The sequence below is a fragment of the Leeuwenhoekiella palythoae genome (assembly GCF_020310025.1).
Taxonomy (GTDB): Bacteria; Bacteroidota; Bacteroidia; order Flavobacteriales; family Flavobacteriaceae; genus Leeuwenhoekiella; species Leeuwenhoekiella palythoae.
Window position 1 is genome coordinate 1941384 of record NZ_CP084318.1, and the last position, 15060, is coordinate 1956443.

Genomic DNA, 15060 nt, shown 5'->3' on the forward strand with positions numbered 1-15060 from the left:
TCGAAAACCAAAATTGATAAGAACGCTCAACACGTGCATTAAAATATTTGAATTATGAAAAATTTAGTGATGACCGTAGCAGCCGCAGCAACTATGTTGTTTGCAGCAGAAAATGTAACTGCACAAGAAACACAAGATGTTGCAGTAACTACAACAGAATTACAAGCGCCAGTAGATGGATACACTAAAATTGAAGTAGCAGATCTACCGGTGACCGTAACTGATGCGGTAGCAGAAGATAAAGAAGGGGCCAAAGTAACAGAAGCTTGGGTTGATGCCGAAAATAAGACTTTTAAGTTAACCTTAGAAGCTGAAGAGGCAGAACCAGAAACTGCATACATTAATGCAGCAGGTGAATGGATTGAGCCAAAAGAGTAGGTTAGGTTTCCCTAATTTGAATTTTTAATTGTAGAGTGGTTAAAAATTCAAAATTAAGCCCCGACGCGAGTCGGGGCTTTTTTATGCGTTTTGATCAAAAAGTGTTAACTTTTTTTATGATTTTTAACTGTAGCGCAGTACAGGGTATTTGTACTTTTAATCAAAACTTTTCGATTTGTCAAAAATCTTACTCATTGAAGACGACGTAGCATTTTGCAAAATGCTAGAGACCTTTTTATCAAAAAAAGGATACGAACTCTCCAGCGCTTTTGCAGCTGCTGAAGCCTATAAAATTCTTGCGAAAGATACTGTTGATCTCGTGATTACAGATGTGCGTTTACCTGATGATGATGGTCTAAGTATTCTTAAGCACATTAAGGAAGATCACGGTAACATCCCTGTAATTCTAATGACAGGTTATGCTGAAGTAAACAAGGCGGTCGAAGCGATGAAAGAAGGAGCTTTTGATTACATCTCAAAACCGGTACGCCCAGACGAACTCCTAAAAATCGTGGATAAGGCTTTGCAAACAGAAACAGTATCAAAGCCTGAAACTCCTAAAAGCAAACCGGAAGTTTCTTCAACAACAACGCCAGATGAACCCCTGCAGCCTACCTCCGGATTTATAAAGGGCGTGAGTGATGCTTCGGCAAAACTCAATCAATATATAGATTTGGTTGCACCCACAAATATGTCTATTCTTATTACCGGAGATAGCGGAACAGGAAAAGAGTATGTAGCCAAAAGCATTCACGATAAAAGCAAGCGTAATGGCGAACCGTTTATTGCGGTGGATTGTGGCGCAATTCCTAAAGAGATCGCCGGAAGTGAATTTTTTGGACACGTGAAAGGTTCGTTTACAGGAGCCGTTAACGACAAAGTAGGGCATTTTGAGGCCGCAAACGGCGGAACGCTTTTTTTAGATGAAATAGGCAATCTTTCGTATGAATTGCAAGTGCAATTACTGCGCGCCTTGCAAGAGCGAAAAATCAAACCCGTAGGAAGCAATAAAGAAATAGCGGTTGATATTCGTGTGGTTGCTGCGACTAATGAGGACCTTGAAGAAGCAGTAAAAGAAGGGGAATTCAGGGAAGATCTTTATCATCGTCTCAACGAATTTTCCATTGAAGTTCCGCGGTTAAGTGAACGTCAGGAAGATTTGATGCTTTTCATAAACCTGTTTTTAGATCAGGCCAATAAAGAACTGGAGAAAGATGTAGAAGGTTTTAGTTCCGATGCTGTAGAAGCCCTGATTCAGTACGCGTGGCCGGGTAATTTAAGAGAGCTGAAGAATATTGTAAAACGTATGGTGCTTTTGGCTCCTGCGTCACTTATTCCTAAAGAATTGTTGCCTCGCGAAATCCGCATGGCTAAGGTCGAAGATAAGAAGGACGATTATGCGCTGTTTAATGCCAAAAATGAGCAGGAACGTATTTTAGATGCTTTAGAAAAAACCGGCGGCAATAAAAGCAAAGCCGCTCGACTGCTTGATATAGACCGAAAAACTCTTTACAATAAACTCAAGCAATACGACATTAAACTATAGATCTTGATCTTCTTTTAATTGCTTTAAAAGTAATTCAGTTTGCTCAATGGCTTGTTGCACTAGATCTTGAATAGCGATCGCCGATTTGTTTTCCAAATCTGGTTTTTCTAAAATTACCAGAGGCTGTACGACATCATCAGCTTCCAGTTGCCGCATCATTGGCAGCATTTTATGCGCAACCTGATTAAGTTGTTCTGGATCTTCACGATGCTCTTTCAACTGACTTAAACTTTCTGCAGCACTTTCGGCAAAAACGATAAGAATGTTTTTTAAAGAAGCATAATCATCTGCGGTAAAAGCTTTAAGCTGCTTAAGATCATATAACTTGCCCGACGTACTTGCAGCTGTTGCTGCTGAAGAAATATTTTGCTTTTCTTCTATTTCTGTGGTGCTTAAACCTTTTAGGATTGCGATCAGCGCAGCAGGTTTGTAGGGTTTTCTGAGATTTGCAGCGAAGCCAAAATGTTTATAATCGGCTTGTTTTAGGGTCTCGTTTCCGCTTAAAGCAATCACCGGAATGTCTTGCGATCGGCTATTTGCTTTTAAGGCTTTAATAAATTCAATACCATTCATCACTGGCATTTGAATGTCAGAAAGAATGAGGTCATATTCATTTTTTTCTATCTGTTGAAGCGCTTCTTTTCCATTAGAAGCCGTGTCTATTTTTAAATTGAAGGGAGCCAGTGTAGCTTTGGTAAGTTGCTGCTGCACGGGTTCGTCATCTACGATCAAAATTCGTCGCAGTGCGTCAAGTTTAACTTCAGAAAGATATTCTTCAAAATCGGCAGGTTCTTGTTGTTCGGTTTGCTCTACGGGAACGATCAACGTAAACGTACTCCCTTTCCCTGGAATACTTTTCAGCTGAAGTTTTCCGTTGAGTAATTCGGTTAATTTTTGTGAAATCGATAGTCCGAGACCAAAACCACCATACTTGCGCTGCGTAGTTTCTTCAGCCTGAGAAAACTCTTTAAAGATCACCTCTTGCTTCTCTTTAGGAATCCCGCAACCGGTATCGATCACTTTAAACCTCAGGTTTTTTCCATCTTTATGAAGTGCGATGGTGATGCTTCCTTCTTCGGTGAATTTATAAGCATTGGTGATGAGGTTAGCCAGAATTTGCTTGATCCTAAAAGGGTCGCTTAAAAAAATTGCGTCCAGTTCGTCAGGAATTTCGGTACGAATCTCAACACCTTCTTTTAAAGGTTGTGGGAGACTCACTACGATGACATCCTCGATTAACTTTTTAGGGTTAAAGGGGATTTTTTCAATGCTGATTTTTCCGGCTTCCAGCTTTGCAAAATCCAGCAGATCATTGACCAGTTTTAGAATATAATCGCCAGACTTCTGTACGGTATCCAGATAACGCATTTGTTTGGCATCTACAGCGGTTTTTTTCAGCAGGTCTGTAAAGCCAAGTACGGTATTGAGCGGTGAGCGCATATCGTGCGTTATGGTCGCCATCAATTGCTCTCTACTTTTTAAAAGTGACTGTGCCGTAGCGTTACTTTGCTCCAGATTTTTGCTGTATTGCTGACTGCGAGAAGCGTCTTTAAAAATCATTATTACAAACCCAATAGCCAGCACAACACTTATGATCCCAATGATCTTGAGTGTTTTTGTGATCTCTTGAATTCTGCTGTTTAAAAATGCCTCACGCTGTCTTGCGCTAAAACTTCCTTCGCGCTCAAGCGTGCTTAAGAGATTGCGTATTTTTAGGTTGATGTTTCGGTCATTAGCCAGCAAGGTGTTTTCACGATTGATGATATCGATCTCAAGTTCCTTCTTGCGGGCTTCAATATTTGAAAGCGTCTTGCGCACGGTTTCAGCCATAGATTTCAGACCTTGATCTTCATCCCGGGTATCTTTTCGGATGTACTCATTAAAATCAACGATCACGCTTTTGATATACGGGTCAACCGAATCCAACCGCGGATCATTAGCATAATCTTCAAAATAGATATCCTCTTTAACGAGTTCGTCAAGCGCTTCATCATAGTAGTTGCGGGAGTATTGCTCGTCCCGCAGGCGCACCATTGCTCTAATGTTACTAGTCTTGTTAGAAAGCAACATTTTTATGCTGTCTAACTGCTCATTTTGCTCTTTAGTGTCTGTTATGCGTTGTAGCGAATCCAGTTCAATTTTTATACTATCTACCAGCACTTGATACTCTTTAAATTGGCGCTGAGAGCCGGTGGCCATAGCGGTTCTGCCAATAGTCTCTGCCTCGTAAAGATAACTGAGCGCATTGCTGGTAAAGGTGAGTTTTTGATTTGTTGCTTGTTCTTTTTTAGGAGGATAAATAAAGGTTTTTATCTGCGGGTAGATAAAATAAATAGCAACTACAACCAGCAGACCAATCATGATATAGCCGGTAAGGACCTTGAGAGTAATTGATCGCTTGGTGTTTTTCATAGAATTTTAAAATTAATATTCGCTTTTACAAAAGCCCTTAATTTTTTTATAAAAGCATAAATATTGTATTACATTTGCGCCCTAAATCTCAAAGGGGTGCTTAAACTTCTGTATTTATGCAGAAAGCGAGCTGAGATCATACCCAATGAACCTGGGCAGATAATGCTGCCAAGGGAATCGCTTAAAAAGGCGGGTGACGACCTGCGTGTTTTTAAGCAACATTGCATATTAACTTTTAGTAACACAGAATAATTGCCCCTTTTATTCGTAAAACTTTTTACGAATGAAAACTCTTTTATTCGCCTGTGCTGCCACTTTAACGACTTTTGGCGCACTCGCACAACAAACACCACAAGATTCTACCGATGTAGAAAAACTAGATGAGGTGCTGGTACAATCGGTACGTGTAGATGCCGACTCGCCCATCACGTACAGCAACCTGTCTAAAGCCGAGATCAACGAGCGTAATCTGGGACAAGACCTGCCTATTTTACTCAATTATTTACCTAGTGTGGTAACTACTTCAGACGCCGGTGCCGGTGTGGGCTATACCGGTTTTAGAGTGCGTGGTACCGGAAATCGCGGTATTAATGTAACCATAAACGGAATCCCGTATAACGATGCTGAAAGTTTGGGAACGTTCTTTGTGAACTTGCAGGATTTTAGTAGTTCTATCGAGAGTGTACAATTGCAACGTGGAGTGGGAACATCAACCAATGGTGCCGGAGCTTTTGGAGCCAGTTTGAATATTTTAACCGATGCGGCTACGCCGGAAGCTTATGCGGAAGTAAATGCTTCAGGAGGATCTTTTGATACACGTCGAGCCAATGTGAAATTTGGTACCGGACTAATAAATGATCATTTTAGTTTTTCCGGAAGACTTTCTGCTATAAAGTCTGATGGGTATGTAGATCGCGCCAGTTCAGACTTAAAATCCTATTACCTTCAGGGCGAATATCGCAATGAGAAAACCTTACTTAAAGCTGTTGTTTTTGGCGGTCACGAGGTTACTTACCAGTCATGGAACGGTATCGATGCGCAGACTTTAGCGACGGACAGAACCTATAATCCTATAGGTTTTCAATACGATGACGACGGCAATTTTCAAGGTTTTTACGAGGATCAGGTTGATAATTACAAGCAAGATCACGTACAACTGCATTGGAATCAAAAATATGACGGAGGCTGGTCAACACAGCTGAGTTTAAACTACACCATGGGACGTGGCTTTTTTGAAGAGTATGTAGACTCGTGGTATTATGCCAATGTCAATTTTTCTAGCGATGCTACTTTTGATTTTATCGGCTGGGAGCCGTATGAGGTAGATGGTGAATTACAAACTGATACTGACCTTATTCGCCGTCGCTGGTTAGACAACCGTTATTATGTGGCAAACTTGACGACCAATTATAAGTCAAATTCAGTTGATTTTGATGCCGGAGTTTTTGGTAGTATTTACAGTGGTGATCATTATGGTGAGATCACTTGGGCACGTTATTTTGCTCAGGATGAAGAGGCGGGTTATCGCTATTATTTTGGCACGGCAGACAAGAATGAGTTTACCACATTTGCTAAAGCGACCTGGCGTATTAACGATATGTGGAGTGTTTTTGGAGATCTTCAAGGACGTTTTATTAGTTACGAGACTGATGGGATCAATAGCGATATCGACGAATTTATTATCGATGAAAACTATTCGTTTTTTAATCCGAAAGCGGGACTAACGCTTACGCTGAATGAGAAGAATAAAATCTATGCCTCTTACGCCAGAGCCAATAGAGAACCTAGTCGTACCGATTTTGAAAATGGAAATCCGGTTCCGGAAACTTTAAATGATTTTGAGTTGGGCTATCGTTTTACTAAAGAACGTGCGCGTGTTTTTGCCAATCTGTATTTTATGGATTATCGCGATCAGCTGGTGCTTACCGGTGCGATTGATGATGTTGGAGCGCCCATTCGTCAAAACAGCGGTTCAAGCTATCGTTTAGGATTAGAAGTAGAAGCAGGATTTCAACTGGGCCGTCAATTTGCGATCACGCCGAATATCGCTTTGAGTACCAATAAAAACAGAGACTTTTTCTTTCAACGAGATGGCGAATTACAGAATTTAGGAAATACCAATATTTCATTTTCACCCGAAATCATAGCCGGAAACCGACTTGATTTCTTTCCGGTGCAAAATTTGCGCTTGTCACTACTTTCTAAATATGTGGGCGAACAATATTTAGGAAACATTGATGCGGAAAGTTCTAAGCTTGATGCGTACTTCATCAATGATTTTAACGTGCAGTATGACTTGAAGAATATAGGCTTTGCAAAACGCGTTACGCTAACAGCGTTGGTCAATAATATCTTTAGTGAAGAATATGTTTCTAACGGGTATTTCTTTACCTACGATGACGACTTCTCTAATCCGGGAACGGTGACTACCATTGAAGGAGCAGGATATTATCCGCAGGCAAAAATCAATTTTTTAATAGGAGCCACGGTACGATTTTAGGGGTTCGTACCAGAAGCTGAAAAGCCGGCAATTGCCGGCTTTTTTTGTTAGTAAGACACGTTGATGAGGTTGCCGTTCTCTGCAACCCGATATTCAATAAGGGTGTACGGTAATTCTTGAGCGGTATCTTGCCCGGTAAAAAGAGTATAGGTATTTTCTTCACAAGGGCATGTTGCTTCGGTGCCATTTAAAGTCATCGTCGAGCAGCTATTAGGAACATGGTTGGGGTCTGTTGCCTCCCAAGCGCGAATTCCTGCACCGGTATTGATGACAAATATTCCGCGGATGCCTACACCAGATACGTAAATCGAATTTCCGGGGAATTGCAACTGACTATATTCCGGAAGGTTGGTATTAAGATTTACGCTAAAAGAAATAGGATTTACATTGGGATTATTGATGCGGTTATCATCAGAACTACAGCTTTGTAAAACCACGCCGAAAGCCAAAAAACAGAGCAGCAACTTGGTGCGAAAGAAAAAATTAGGGTTTATCAATTTAGAAAAATTTAGAAGTAACAATTAATAAATTCGTATATTAGCAACACTTAATCCCGTTTCTAATGGGATTTTTTGTGTTTATAAGCGAGCTCGAAACTTCAGCTCTGTAAACATTAAATTTTTAAACGAAAAATACACACAGTCATTGTGCATTAATAAACGAAGTTATGAGTAAAGTATCATACTATACAGCAGAAGGATTAAAAAAATTGAAAGACGAGCTGAATCAGCTTAAAGATATTGAACGCCCAAAGGCTTCTCAGGCAATTGCCGAAGCGCGCGATAAAGGAGATTTGAGTGAGAATGCTGAGTATGATGCTGCTAAAGAAGCTCAGGGAATGCTAGAAATGCGTATTTCTAAGATGGAAGAGCTTGTAGCTAATGCCCGTATTATTGATGAGTCTCAGCTAGATACTTCTAAAGCTTTAGTACACTCTACCGTTAAAATTAAAAATCAAACTAACGGAATGCAGATGACCTATAAACTGGTTGCGCAAAGTGAAGCCGATCTAAAAAGCGGAAAGATATCTGTAGATTCTCCTATAGGTAAAGGCTTGCTTGGTAAGAAAGTAGGTGAAGTAGCCGAAATCAGCGTTCCAAACGGAACGATGAAATTTGATATTTTAGAAATAACCAGAGATTAAGACTTCCTATGGCTTCTATTTTCACAAAGATCATCAATCGCGAAATTCCCGGGCATATTGTTGCGGAAGATGAGCAGCATATTGCAATATTAGACATTAACCCTAACGCAAAAGGGCACACGCTGTGTATTCCTAAAAAGGAGGTCAACAAGATTTTTGATTTGCCCGAAGCAGAATATATGGCACTTATGTCATTTAGCCGAAAAGTTGCTAAAGCTTTAGAAAAAGTAGTGCCTTGTGAGCGCATTGGTGTTTCTGTAATAGGTCTAGAAGTACCACACGTTCACGTGCATTTGATCCCGCTTACAACAATGGAAGACGCGCGCTTTCTTAGTAAAACAAAACTTACTCAAGAAGAATTTGAGGCGCTTGCGCAGCAGATTCAAGCAGCTTTTTAAGCGGCCATTTTCAATCTGTAAATAGCAAAAGCGGCAGCCGCAGCAACCACTACAATTGCAATCAGAATGATAATTGCTAGAGGTTTAAAACGCGTATACGTCTCAGGATTGCCTATCCTTTTTAAGTTGTAAAGGTATACGCGGTCAATTTCGTCTGTCCACAATCCCGGATAAATTTGTGACGAGCAGTGACTGCAATGCAGTTCGCCTTTGACTTCCTTAGTGGCTTTGGTAAGCAACTTGTTATCTTCGATCTTGTTATAAAACGTAAAGCTTAACCCATCTTGCGCATAACATTTTGGGCAGTTATTGCGCAGTTTAGACTCGCCAAATTTTACGAAAGAAGAAGCCATATGCAGAGGTTGGTTGGTGGCGCAAAAATAACCTATTTCATAAGATCTGCCAGATTAATTTGTGCGTATTGCAAGAGCATTATAGTTTTGGCATCTTTAATTTCTCCTGTTTTTATCAATGCTAAGGCATCCTGAAAGCTATATTCAAGAACCTCAATATTTTCGGTTTCATCAGCGGCACCACCGCCTTCTGACACTTTTTGACTTTCAGAATATGCTGCGATAAAGAAATGCAAAATTTCCGTTACAGATCCCGGAGACATATACGATTCAAAGACTTTTTCTACTGTTTTGATTCGGTAGCCGGTTTCTTCCTCGATCTCTTTAATGATTGCCGTTTTTGGGTCATTTTCGTCTAACAATCCGGCGCAGGCTTCGATCATCATCCCATCGCTGTTTTTGTTGAGATAGGTAGGCATTCTAAACTGCCGCGTGAGAATCACGGTTTTTTGATCTGGATTATACAACAGCACTACCGCACCGTTTCCGCGGTCATAAGCTTCGCGCGATTGGTGTTCCCAAGTGTTCTGGTTGTTGAGGTATTCAAAGTCTACTTTGTTTAGCGTATACCAATTGTCAGAAAGTATACTGACTTTCATATTTCTTACCTTATCATTCATTCGTCTATAAGTTTAAGCGCTATTTGAAAGGTGGTCCCTTTGTTGAGTTCGCTATGCAACACGCGTACTTGCCCGTCGTGATATTCTTCAATAATTCGTTTGGTTAACGAGAGGCCAAGACCCCAACCTCGTTTTTTTGTAGTATAACCGGGTTCAAAAATGGTATTGAAGTTCATTTTTGGGATTCCTTTACCGGTGTCTTTTATCAAGATTTTTGCAAAGCGGGTGTCGCGTTTAACGGTTAGTGTGAGCTTTCCTTTACCCTTCATGGCATCAATGGCATTTTTTACCAGGTTTTCAATACTCCACGCATAGAGTTCTTTGTTGAGCATTACAAAAAGTTGCCCCTGCGGAACATCGATTTCAAAATCAATAAGCTTAGAACTGCGATTGGCCAAATATTCAAAGGCTTCTTGGGTTTCGGTGATGATGTTTTTAGGATCAAGCTTCGGGATACTGCCTATTTGAGAAAACCTTCCGGTGATGGTTTCTAGGCGATTTATATCTTTATTGATCTCCTCAATATAATCGGGGTTTACTTGTTCGGCTTTTAAAATTTCGGTCCATCCTACAAGCGAAGAAAGCGGCGTGCCTATTTGATGCGCAGTTTCTTTAGCCATTCCTGCCCAAAGCGAGTTTTGTTCTGAAGCTTTTGAGGTGGCGTAAAAGAAATAAATTACCGCGATAAAAAGAATCACAATAATCACCAGCACCACCGGGAAAAACTTCAATTGATTGATCACCGGGGAGTGTCCATAATACGCATACCAGAGTTCGCCACCCAAAATATCAATGCGTATAGGATCATTTTCGGCGGCCATTTCTAGCAGTAATTCTTGAGATCTAATGGGGTTTTCAAGAATATTTTCGGGGATATTGATGCTGTTTACAATACTGTCCTTATAATCTGTAATGATTATGGGGATGTATTGATTTTTAGAGTTTATCTTCTGGCTTAGGGCGTAATACTGGTTGATGTCTTCAGTATTAAACGCTTCCATAGAAGTGGCCCAGATTTCCATACGGTCCCGTTCTGCCTGCTTGAGTTGGTCAAAAAATAAGGAGACATTCCAAAGAATAAGCGCGGTTATAACTACCGCTGCAAAAATGATAAACCAGCGGATAAAACGCTGATCTTTATTAAAATTCATAGGGTTCGTTTCTTTGAAGCTCGTGTTAACAAAAAGCCTTTGTTTAGCTGCGCTGTTCTAAAGCAGATACAACTTGACATTTGAAATAAATATAAAGTATTTTGAATACAATTATTGTTTTCAAAACGGTTTTAAGAATACTATCGTATGCCTACCTTTGCCAAATGAGCACCGAAACACTTTCTATAGACCCTAAAACTTCAGAAAATGCCAGAGTTTATGGTCTTTTATCTGCTGCTGTGGGGCCGCGCCCTATTGCTTTTGCAAGTACTTTAGATGCCGAGGGTAAACCTAATCTGGCGCCGTATAGTTTTTTTAATGTGTTTAGCTCTAATCCACCAATTGTGGTGTTTTCTCCGGTGCGTAGAGGAAGAGATAACACCACAAAACATACGCTAGATAATATTATTGCAACCAAAGAAGTGGTGATCAATGTGGTGAATTATGCTATGGTACACCAGATGTCGCTGGCCAGCACTGAATATGAAATCGGTGTAGACGAATTTATAAAAGCAGGTTTTGGCAAAGAGCCTTCAGAAGCGGTAAAGCCTTTTCGTGTGAAAGAAGCGCCTGTGCAATTGGAGTGCAAGGTTAATGAAGTTGTGGCTTTAGGAACTGAAGGTGGTGCGGGAAACTTAGTCGTTTGCGAGGTGCTTAGAATTCATATTCAAAAGGCTGTGTTGACCGAAGCAGAAACCATTGACGAGCACAAAATTGATCTTGTGGCGCGTATGGGAGGCAACTGGTACACACGGGCGATAGAAGGTATGTTTGAAGTGCCAAAGCCGCTGCGCAATCTTGGTGTAGGCGTAGATGCCTTGCCGGCAGCTATTAGATTAAGCACCGTGCTTAGCGGAAACGATCTGGGAAGATTGGGCAATATCGAAGCTTTGCCGGATGCCGAAGCTGTAAAGGCATTTTTAGCAGATAATGAGGAATTAAAAGAAGTGGTGAGCTCTGGAAATCAAGAGCAATTGCATCAAGCAATTAAAGAATTAGTAAATCAAGATAGAACGGGCGATGCCTGGAAATTAATTTTAGCCTAATTTTAAAAGGCTTATCATATAAACAAAACAACAGAAATGGAAGTACAGGGAAAAATTAAATTGATTGGAGACGTACAAACCTTTGGCAACAATGGTTTTAGAAAGCGCGAAGTTGTTGTAACTACCGAAGAGCAATATCCACAGCCTATAATGGTTGAGTTTGTGCAAGATAAAACCGACTTGCTAAACAACTTTAATGTAGGGCAAAACGTAAAAATAAGCATCAACTTAAGAGGTCGCGAGTGGGTGAATCCACAAGGTGAAACTAAATATTTTAATAGCATCCAAGGATGGCGAATTGAAAGTCTTGAAAGCGCTGCGCCTTCTGCTGGAATACCTCCGGTACCACCGGCAGACCAGTTTGAGCCTGCTTCAGATTTTGATGATGACGATCACGACGATCTGCCTTTCTAAAAAGCACGTTAAACACATGTAAAACCCCCGATACTTTTAGTAAGTTTCGGGGGTTTTGAGTTTTTTTGATAATCAAATTTTTATGCGCTGTTAGCCTTAAGACAGTTCAGAGCATAAAAAAAGCTCTTGAAATTAAGAGCTTTTAATTGGTTTTAGGTGAACCTATTTATAAACTAAAAAAGCAATGATGAACAAAATTTTAAATAGGTTCTCATAAATTTCGGTAAAAAATCGGAATTACTCAAAATTTTATACTTGTTTTTATTAAAATCATAACGTATCATTTTTATCAATTCGTCTCAGCCGTTTCCTGATCATCATCTTGCTGATGAAGATGGTCTCCTTGCCGTGGGTGCAGATTTGAGTCCGGCGCGCTTGATCGATGCGTATAGTCAAGGAATTTTTCCTTGGTATAATGATGGTCAGCCGGTTTTATGGTGGTCGCCAGATCCCAGAATGGTGTTGAAACCTGAGGAAGTTCACATCTCAAAGTCAATGAGAAAAGTGTTGCGCGACGCCAAGTTTAAGGTGACTTACAATACGCATTTTCTAGACGTAATTTTAAACTGTAAGCGCATCAAACGAGACGATCAAGACGGTACGTGGATCACAAACGAAATGGTCGAAGCCTATTTAAACCTACATAAATTGGGTTATGCAGAGTCTGTAGAGGTATGGCAGGATGAGGTTCTCGTAGGAGGGTTGTATGGCGTAAATCTCAAAGAAAAACAGGTTTTTTGTGGTGAAAGTATGTTTGCAAAAGCAAGTAATGCCAGCAAAGTTGCGCTAATCTCTTTAGCGCAAAAGCTCGCACGGCAAGACTATAAACTTATCGACTGCCAAGTATATACAACTCATCTGGAAAGTTTAGGAGCAAGAGAAATTGCCAGAGAAGCGTTTCTGTCTTATCTACACTAATTTTTATTCGTCGGATAAGACAGAAAGGCTTTGAGCCTAGTTTTAAACTAACTGGTTATGACAAAGTAAACGACTTACAGCATTTATTGGAGTTTGCTTACTTCGGCATATCTAAAGCAATTCACTTCGTGATCGTTAACCATACCGGTAGCTTGCATATGCGCATAAACCACAGTTGAACCGGTAAATTTAAAACCACGCTTTTTTAGGTCTTTTGACAAGGCATCACTAATTGCGGTAGTTGCCGGCGCTTCCTTATAATTTTTCACCGAATTTTGAACAGGCTTGTGATTTACAAAACTCCAGATGTATTTAGAAAAACTACCAAATTCTTCCTGAATTTTTATAAAAGCTTGAGCATTGCTCACCGTAGCTTTTACTTTTAATCTATTTCTGATGATTCCGGGGTTTTGAAGAAGTTCTTCAAGTTTGTCATCAGAATACGCTGCGATCTTTTTATAGTCAAAAGCATCAAGCGCTTCGCGAAAGTTTTCGCGCTTGCGCAAAATAGTGATCCAGCTTAACCCTGCCTGAAAAGTTTCTAAGATCAAAAATTCAAAGATGGTTTGATCGTCATAGACGGGGACGCCCCATTCTTGATCGTGGTACGCTTCATAAAGTGGATCGCCCACACACCAGCCACATCTGTGTTTTGTCATAATTCAACGTAAATTACTTCAAGGCAAGCCTCCGAGTATTAATCCCTTTGGCGGAGCCAATTGAAAATTAAAGGTAGACATTTTGAGTTGTTCTTAGGTACTGCGCTTTGTAAGTTGATTCAAAAAACACCGACTTTTGCTTTATGACGATTACAACCTTAGAACGACAAGAGCTGGTAACGGAAGCTCGAAAAAATGCCTTGACCTACGCAGATTACCGAATTTTGGTAGCCAAACACACCCAATCTTTCACAAGCACCGGGCATACCCAAACCGAAGCTTTATCAAATTATACCGTACTTAATGACCGTCGGATGAAGCGCTGGGATAAAACTTTACAGTTTACTCCGGCCCAGGAAAACGAATTGAAAAACTATACAAGACCGGTAAATTGGTTAGTGCTTACTGAAAGTTGGTGTGGCGATGCTCCTGCGGCAGTGGCCGTAATGCATAAAATGGCTGAACTACAGCCGGCCATAAATTTCAAGTTGGTCTTGCGTGATGATCACCCGCAATTGATGGATGCCTTCTTGACCAATGGCGGAAAAGCCATACCAAAATTGATCGTGCAGAATCCTGAGAATAATGCTGTGGTGACAAGTTGGGGTTCGCGTTCTAAGGCTGCACAGCAACTTGTGACAGATTTTAAAGCGGAAAATAAAACGATAACACCGGAGTTTATTAACACGCTTCAGAAATGGTATAATGATAATAAAGGACAAGCTGTGGTTGAAGAACTGCTTGCGATCTTAAAAGAATTTAACCTTGAAACTCAAAACTGATCGAGCCTAATTGCGAATCGCGCGTGCTTTTGTTAAAAATAGCCTGTTGTGCGTATTCTAAAGCTTGATCTACAAGACAACCGTTTGCGGTGGTCGAGGCGCTCTTATTAAACGTAACTTTAGTCACACCGCCTACGCCGTTCACCTGAATATTGATCACCACGCGCCCGGTAGCATCACACGTATACACGGGATTAGGAATTTGAATCGCATTGCGCTCCTTAAGTTGATAAGTAACCGTACTGCGTCGATAGCTTGAGGTATTTACTTTAGAAACTTCTTTAGCGTCGTCTGATGTGCCGGCAGACTGCTGCGCAGCACGTTTTTGGCGCAACAATGCGATGCGTTCCCGATAATCAGGAAATGTCTCGTCATCACCGTCTGTATCTTCAGAAGGGTCTGCAGTTTTCGTGTCGCTTTTTAAGGCATTTTCTACTTCGTTTTGTTGACTAAAAAATCTATTGGCTTCGCGTACCAAGCGACTACTGCTTTGCGCTTGATTAGTAATTTCTTGGGATTGCGGCTGTTCTTCTTCGGTTTGTTCCAGAAGTTCTTCTTCTGGCAACTCTTCTGCAATAATCGGGATGGGAATAAATTCTTCTACCTGTGACGTGTCATAAGGCTTGATGGTAAAAAATAGAAAAACTACCGCAAGAATACTGGCACCGCTAAAGGTGATCAACATCGCTTTATCTTGAGGAGACAGTTTCATCAATGCAAAATTACAAAAACGTAGTAT

At 40.7% G+C, this 15060-nt stretch carries 16 protein-coding genes; 9 read left to right on the forward strand and 7 right to left on the reverse strand.

All coding sequences use genetic code 11. From position 1 onward, the window contains the following. Positions 1-54 precede the first annotated feature (54 nt). Together LDL79_RS08255 and LDL79_RS08260 are read left to right on the forward strand one after the other, a co-directional pair. Positions 55-378, forward strand: coding sequence for a hypothetical protein (locus LDL79_RS08255; protein WP_225599876.1), 324 nt, complete (start codon positions 55-57; stop codon positions 376-378). 175 nt (positions 379-553) lie between these two features. After that, a complete protein-coding gene (locus tag LDL79_RS08260; protein ID WP_225599877.1) occupies positions 554-1924 on the forward strand; it encodes a sigma-54-dependent transcriptional regulator in 1371 nt (456 codons plus the stop codon). Here the strand turns inward: LDL79_RS08260 and LDL79_RS08265 are convergent. Next, a complete protein-coding gene (locus LDL79_RS08265) occupies positions 1919-4336 on the reverse strand; it encodes an ATP-binding protein (protein ID WP_225599878.1) in 2418 nt (805 codons plus the stop codon). The two genes, LDL79_RS08260 and LDL79_RS08265, sit on opposite strands and share 6 nt — an antisense overlap. A 283-nt stretch (positions 4337-4619) precedes the next feature. Here LDL79_RS08265 and LDL79_RS08270 point away from each other — a divergent pair, with 283 nt between their 5' ends. After that, positions 4620-6836, forward strand: a complete 2217-nt coding sequence (locus tag LDL79_RS08270) for a TonB-dependent receptor (RefSeq protein ID WP_225599879.1) — start codon at positions 4620-4622, stop codon at positions 6834-6836. Positions 6837-6883: 47 nt separating this feature from the next. Here the strand turns inward: LDL79_RS08270 and LDL79_RS08275 are convergent, their stop codons facing one another. Continuing rightward, complete coding sequence (locus LDL79_RS08275) at positions 6884-7333, reverse strand: Rieske (2Fe-2S) protein (RefSeq protein ID WP_225599880.1); 450 nt, start codon at positions 7331-7333, stop codon at positions 6884-6886. Between the two features lie 170 nt (positions 7334-7503). Between LDL79_RS08275 and greA the strand changes: the two genes are divergently transcribed. Both greA and LDL79_RS08285 read left to right on the forward strand, forming a co-directional pair. Further along, positions 7504-7980, forward strand: coding sequence for a transcription elongation factor GreA (gene greA / locus LDL79_RS08280; protein WP_072981253.1), 477 nt, complete (start codon positions 7504-7506; stop codon positions 7978-7980). A gap of 8 nt (positions 7981-7988) precedes the next feature. Further along, positions 7989-8378, forward strand: a complete 390-nt coding sequence (locus tag LDL79_RS08285; RefSeq protein ID WP_225599881.1) for an HIT family protein — start codon at positions 7989-7991, stop codon at positions 8376-8378. Here the strand turns inward: LDL79_RS08285 and LDL79_RS08290 are convergent. From LDL79_RS08290 to LDL79_RS08300, 3 genes are read right to left on the reverse strand one after another with little or no spacing between them, the layout of a single operon-like run. Further along, positions 8375-8731: a hypothetical protein gene (locus LDL79_RS08290; protein WP_072981256.1), complete on the reverse strand. Its 357-nt coding sequence runs from the start codon at positions 8729-8731 to the stop codon at positions 8375-8377. The genes LDL79_RS08285 and LDL79_RS08290 overlap by 4 nt on opposite strands. 32 nt (positions 8732-8763) lie before the next feature. After that, positions 8764-9351, reverse strand: coding sequence for an NUDIX domain-containing protein (locus LDL79_RS08295; RefSeq protein ID WP_225599882.1), 588 nt, complete (start codon positions 9349-9351; stop codon positions 8764-8766). Further along, entirely contained in the window at positions 9348-10502 is a 1155-nt protein-coding gene (locus LDL79_RS08300; protein WP_167598583.1) for a sensor histidine kinase, read from the reverse strand. Before LDL79_RS08300 ends, LDL79_RS08295 begins: the two co-directional genes overlap by 4 nt. A gap of 164 nt (positions 10503-10666) precedes the next feature. Here LDL79_RS08300 and LDL79_RS08305 point away from each other — a divergent pair, with 164 nt between their 5' ends. The 3 genes from LDL79_RS08305 (at position 10667) to aat (ending at position 12880) form a co-directional block, all read left to right on the forward strand. Further along, positions 10667-11548 carry a flavin reductase family protein gene (locus LDL79_RS08305; RefSeq protein ID WP_225599948.1) on the forward strand — a complete coding sequence of 294 codons (882 nt, stop codon included), beginning with the start codon at positions 10667-10669 and terminating at the stop codon, positions 11546-11548. A 36-nt stretch (positions 11549-11584) separates the two neighbouring features. Beyond that, positions 11585-11962, forward strand: coding sequence for a DUF3127 domain-containing protein (locus LDL79_RS08310; protein WP_072981263.1), 378 nt, complete (start codon positions 11585-11587; stop codon positions 11960-11962). A 279-nt stretch (positions 11963-12241) separates the two neighbouring features. After that, positions 12242-12880, forward strand: a complete 639-nt coding sequence (gene aat / locus LDL79_RS08315; protein ID WP_394372627.1) for a leucyl/phenylalanyl-tRNA--protein transferase — start codon at positions 12242-12244, stop codon at positions 12878-12880. Positions 12881-12963: 83 nt separating this feature from the next. On the opposite strand, the gene LDL79_RS08320 is transcribed toward aat, so the two are convergent. Then, a complete protein-coding gene (locus LDL79_RS08320) occupies positions 12964-13539 on the reverse strand; it encodes a DNA-3-methyladenine glycosylase I (RefSeq protein WP_225599884.1) in 576 nt (191 codons plus the stop codon). 143 nt (positions 13540-13682) lie between these two features. On the opposite strand from LDL79_RS08320, the gene LDL79_RS08325 reads away from it, so the two are divergent. After that, positions 13683-14321 carry a thioredoxin family protein gene (locus LDL79_RS08325; protein ID WP_225599885.1) on the forward strand — a complete coding sequence of 213 codons (639 nt, stop codon included), beginning with the start codon at positions 13683-13685 and terminating at the stop codon, positions 14319-14321. Here LDL79_RS08325 and LDL79_RS08330 read toward each other — a convergent pair. After that, a complete protein-coding gene (locus LDL79_RS08330) occupies positions 14299-15033 on the reverse strand; it encodes a hypothetical protein (RefSeq protein ID WP_225599886.1) in 735 nt (244 codons plus the stop codon). The genes LDL79_RS08325 and LDL79_RS08330 overlap by 23 nt on opposite strands. Between the last annotated feature and the right edge of the window lie 27 nt (positions 15034-15060).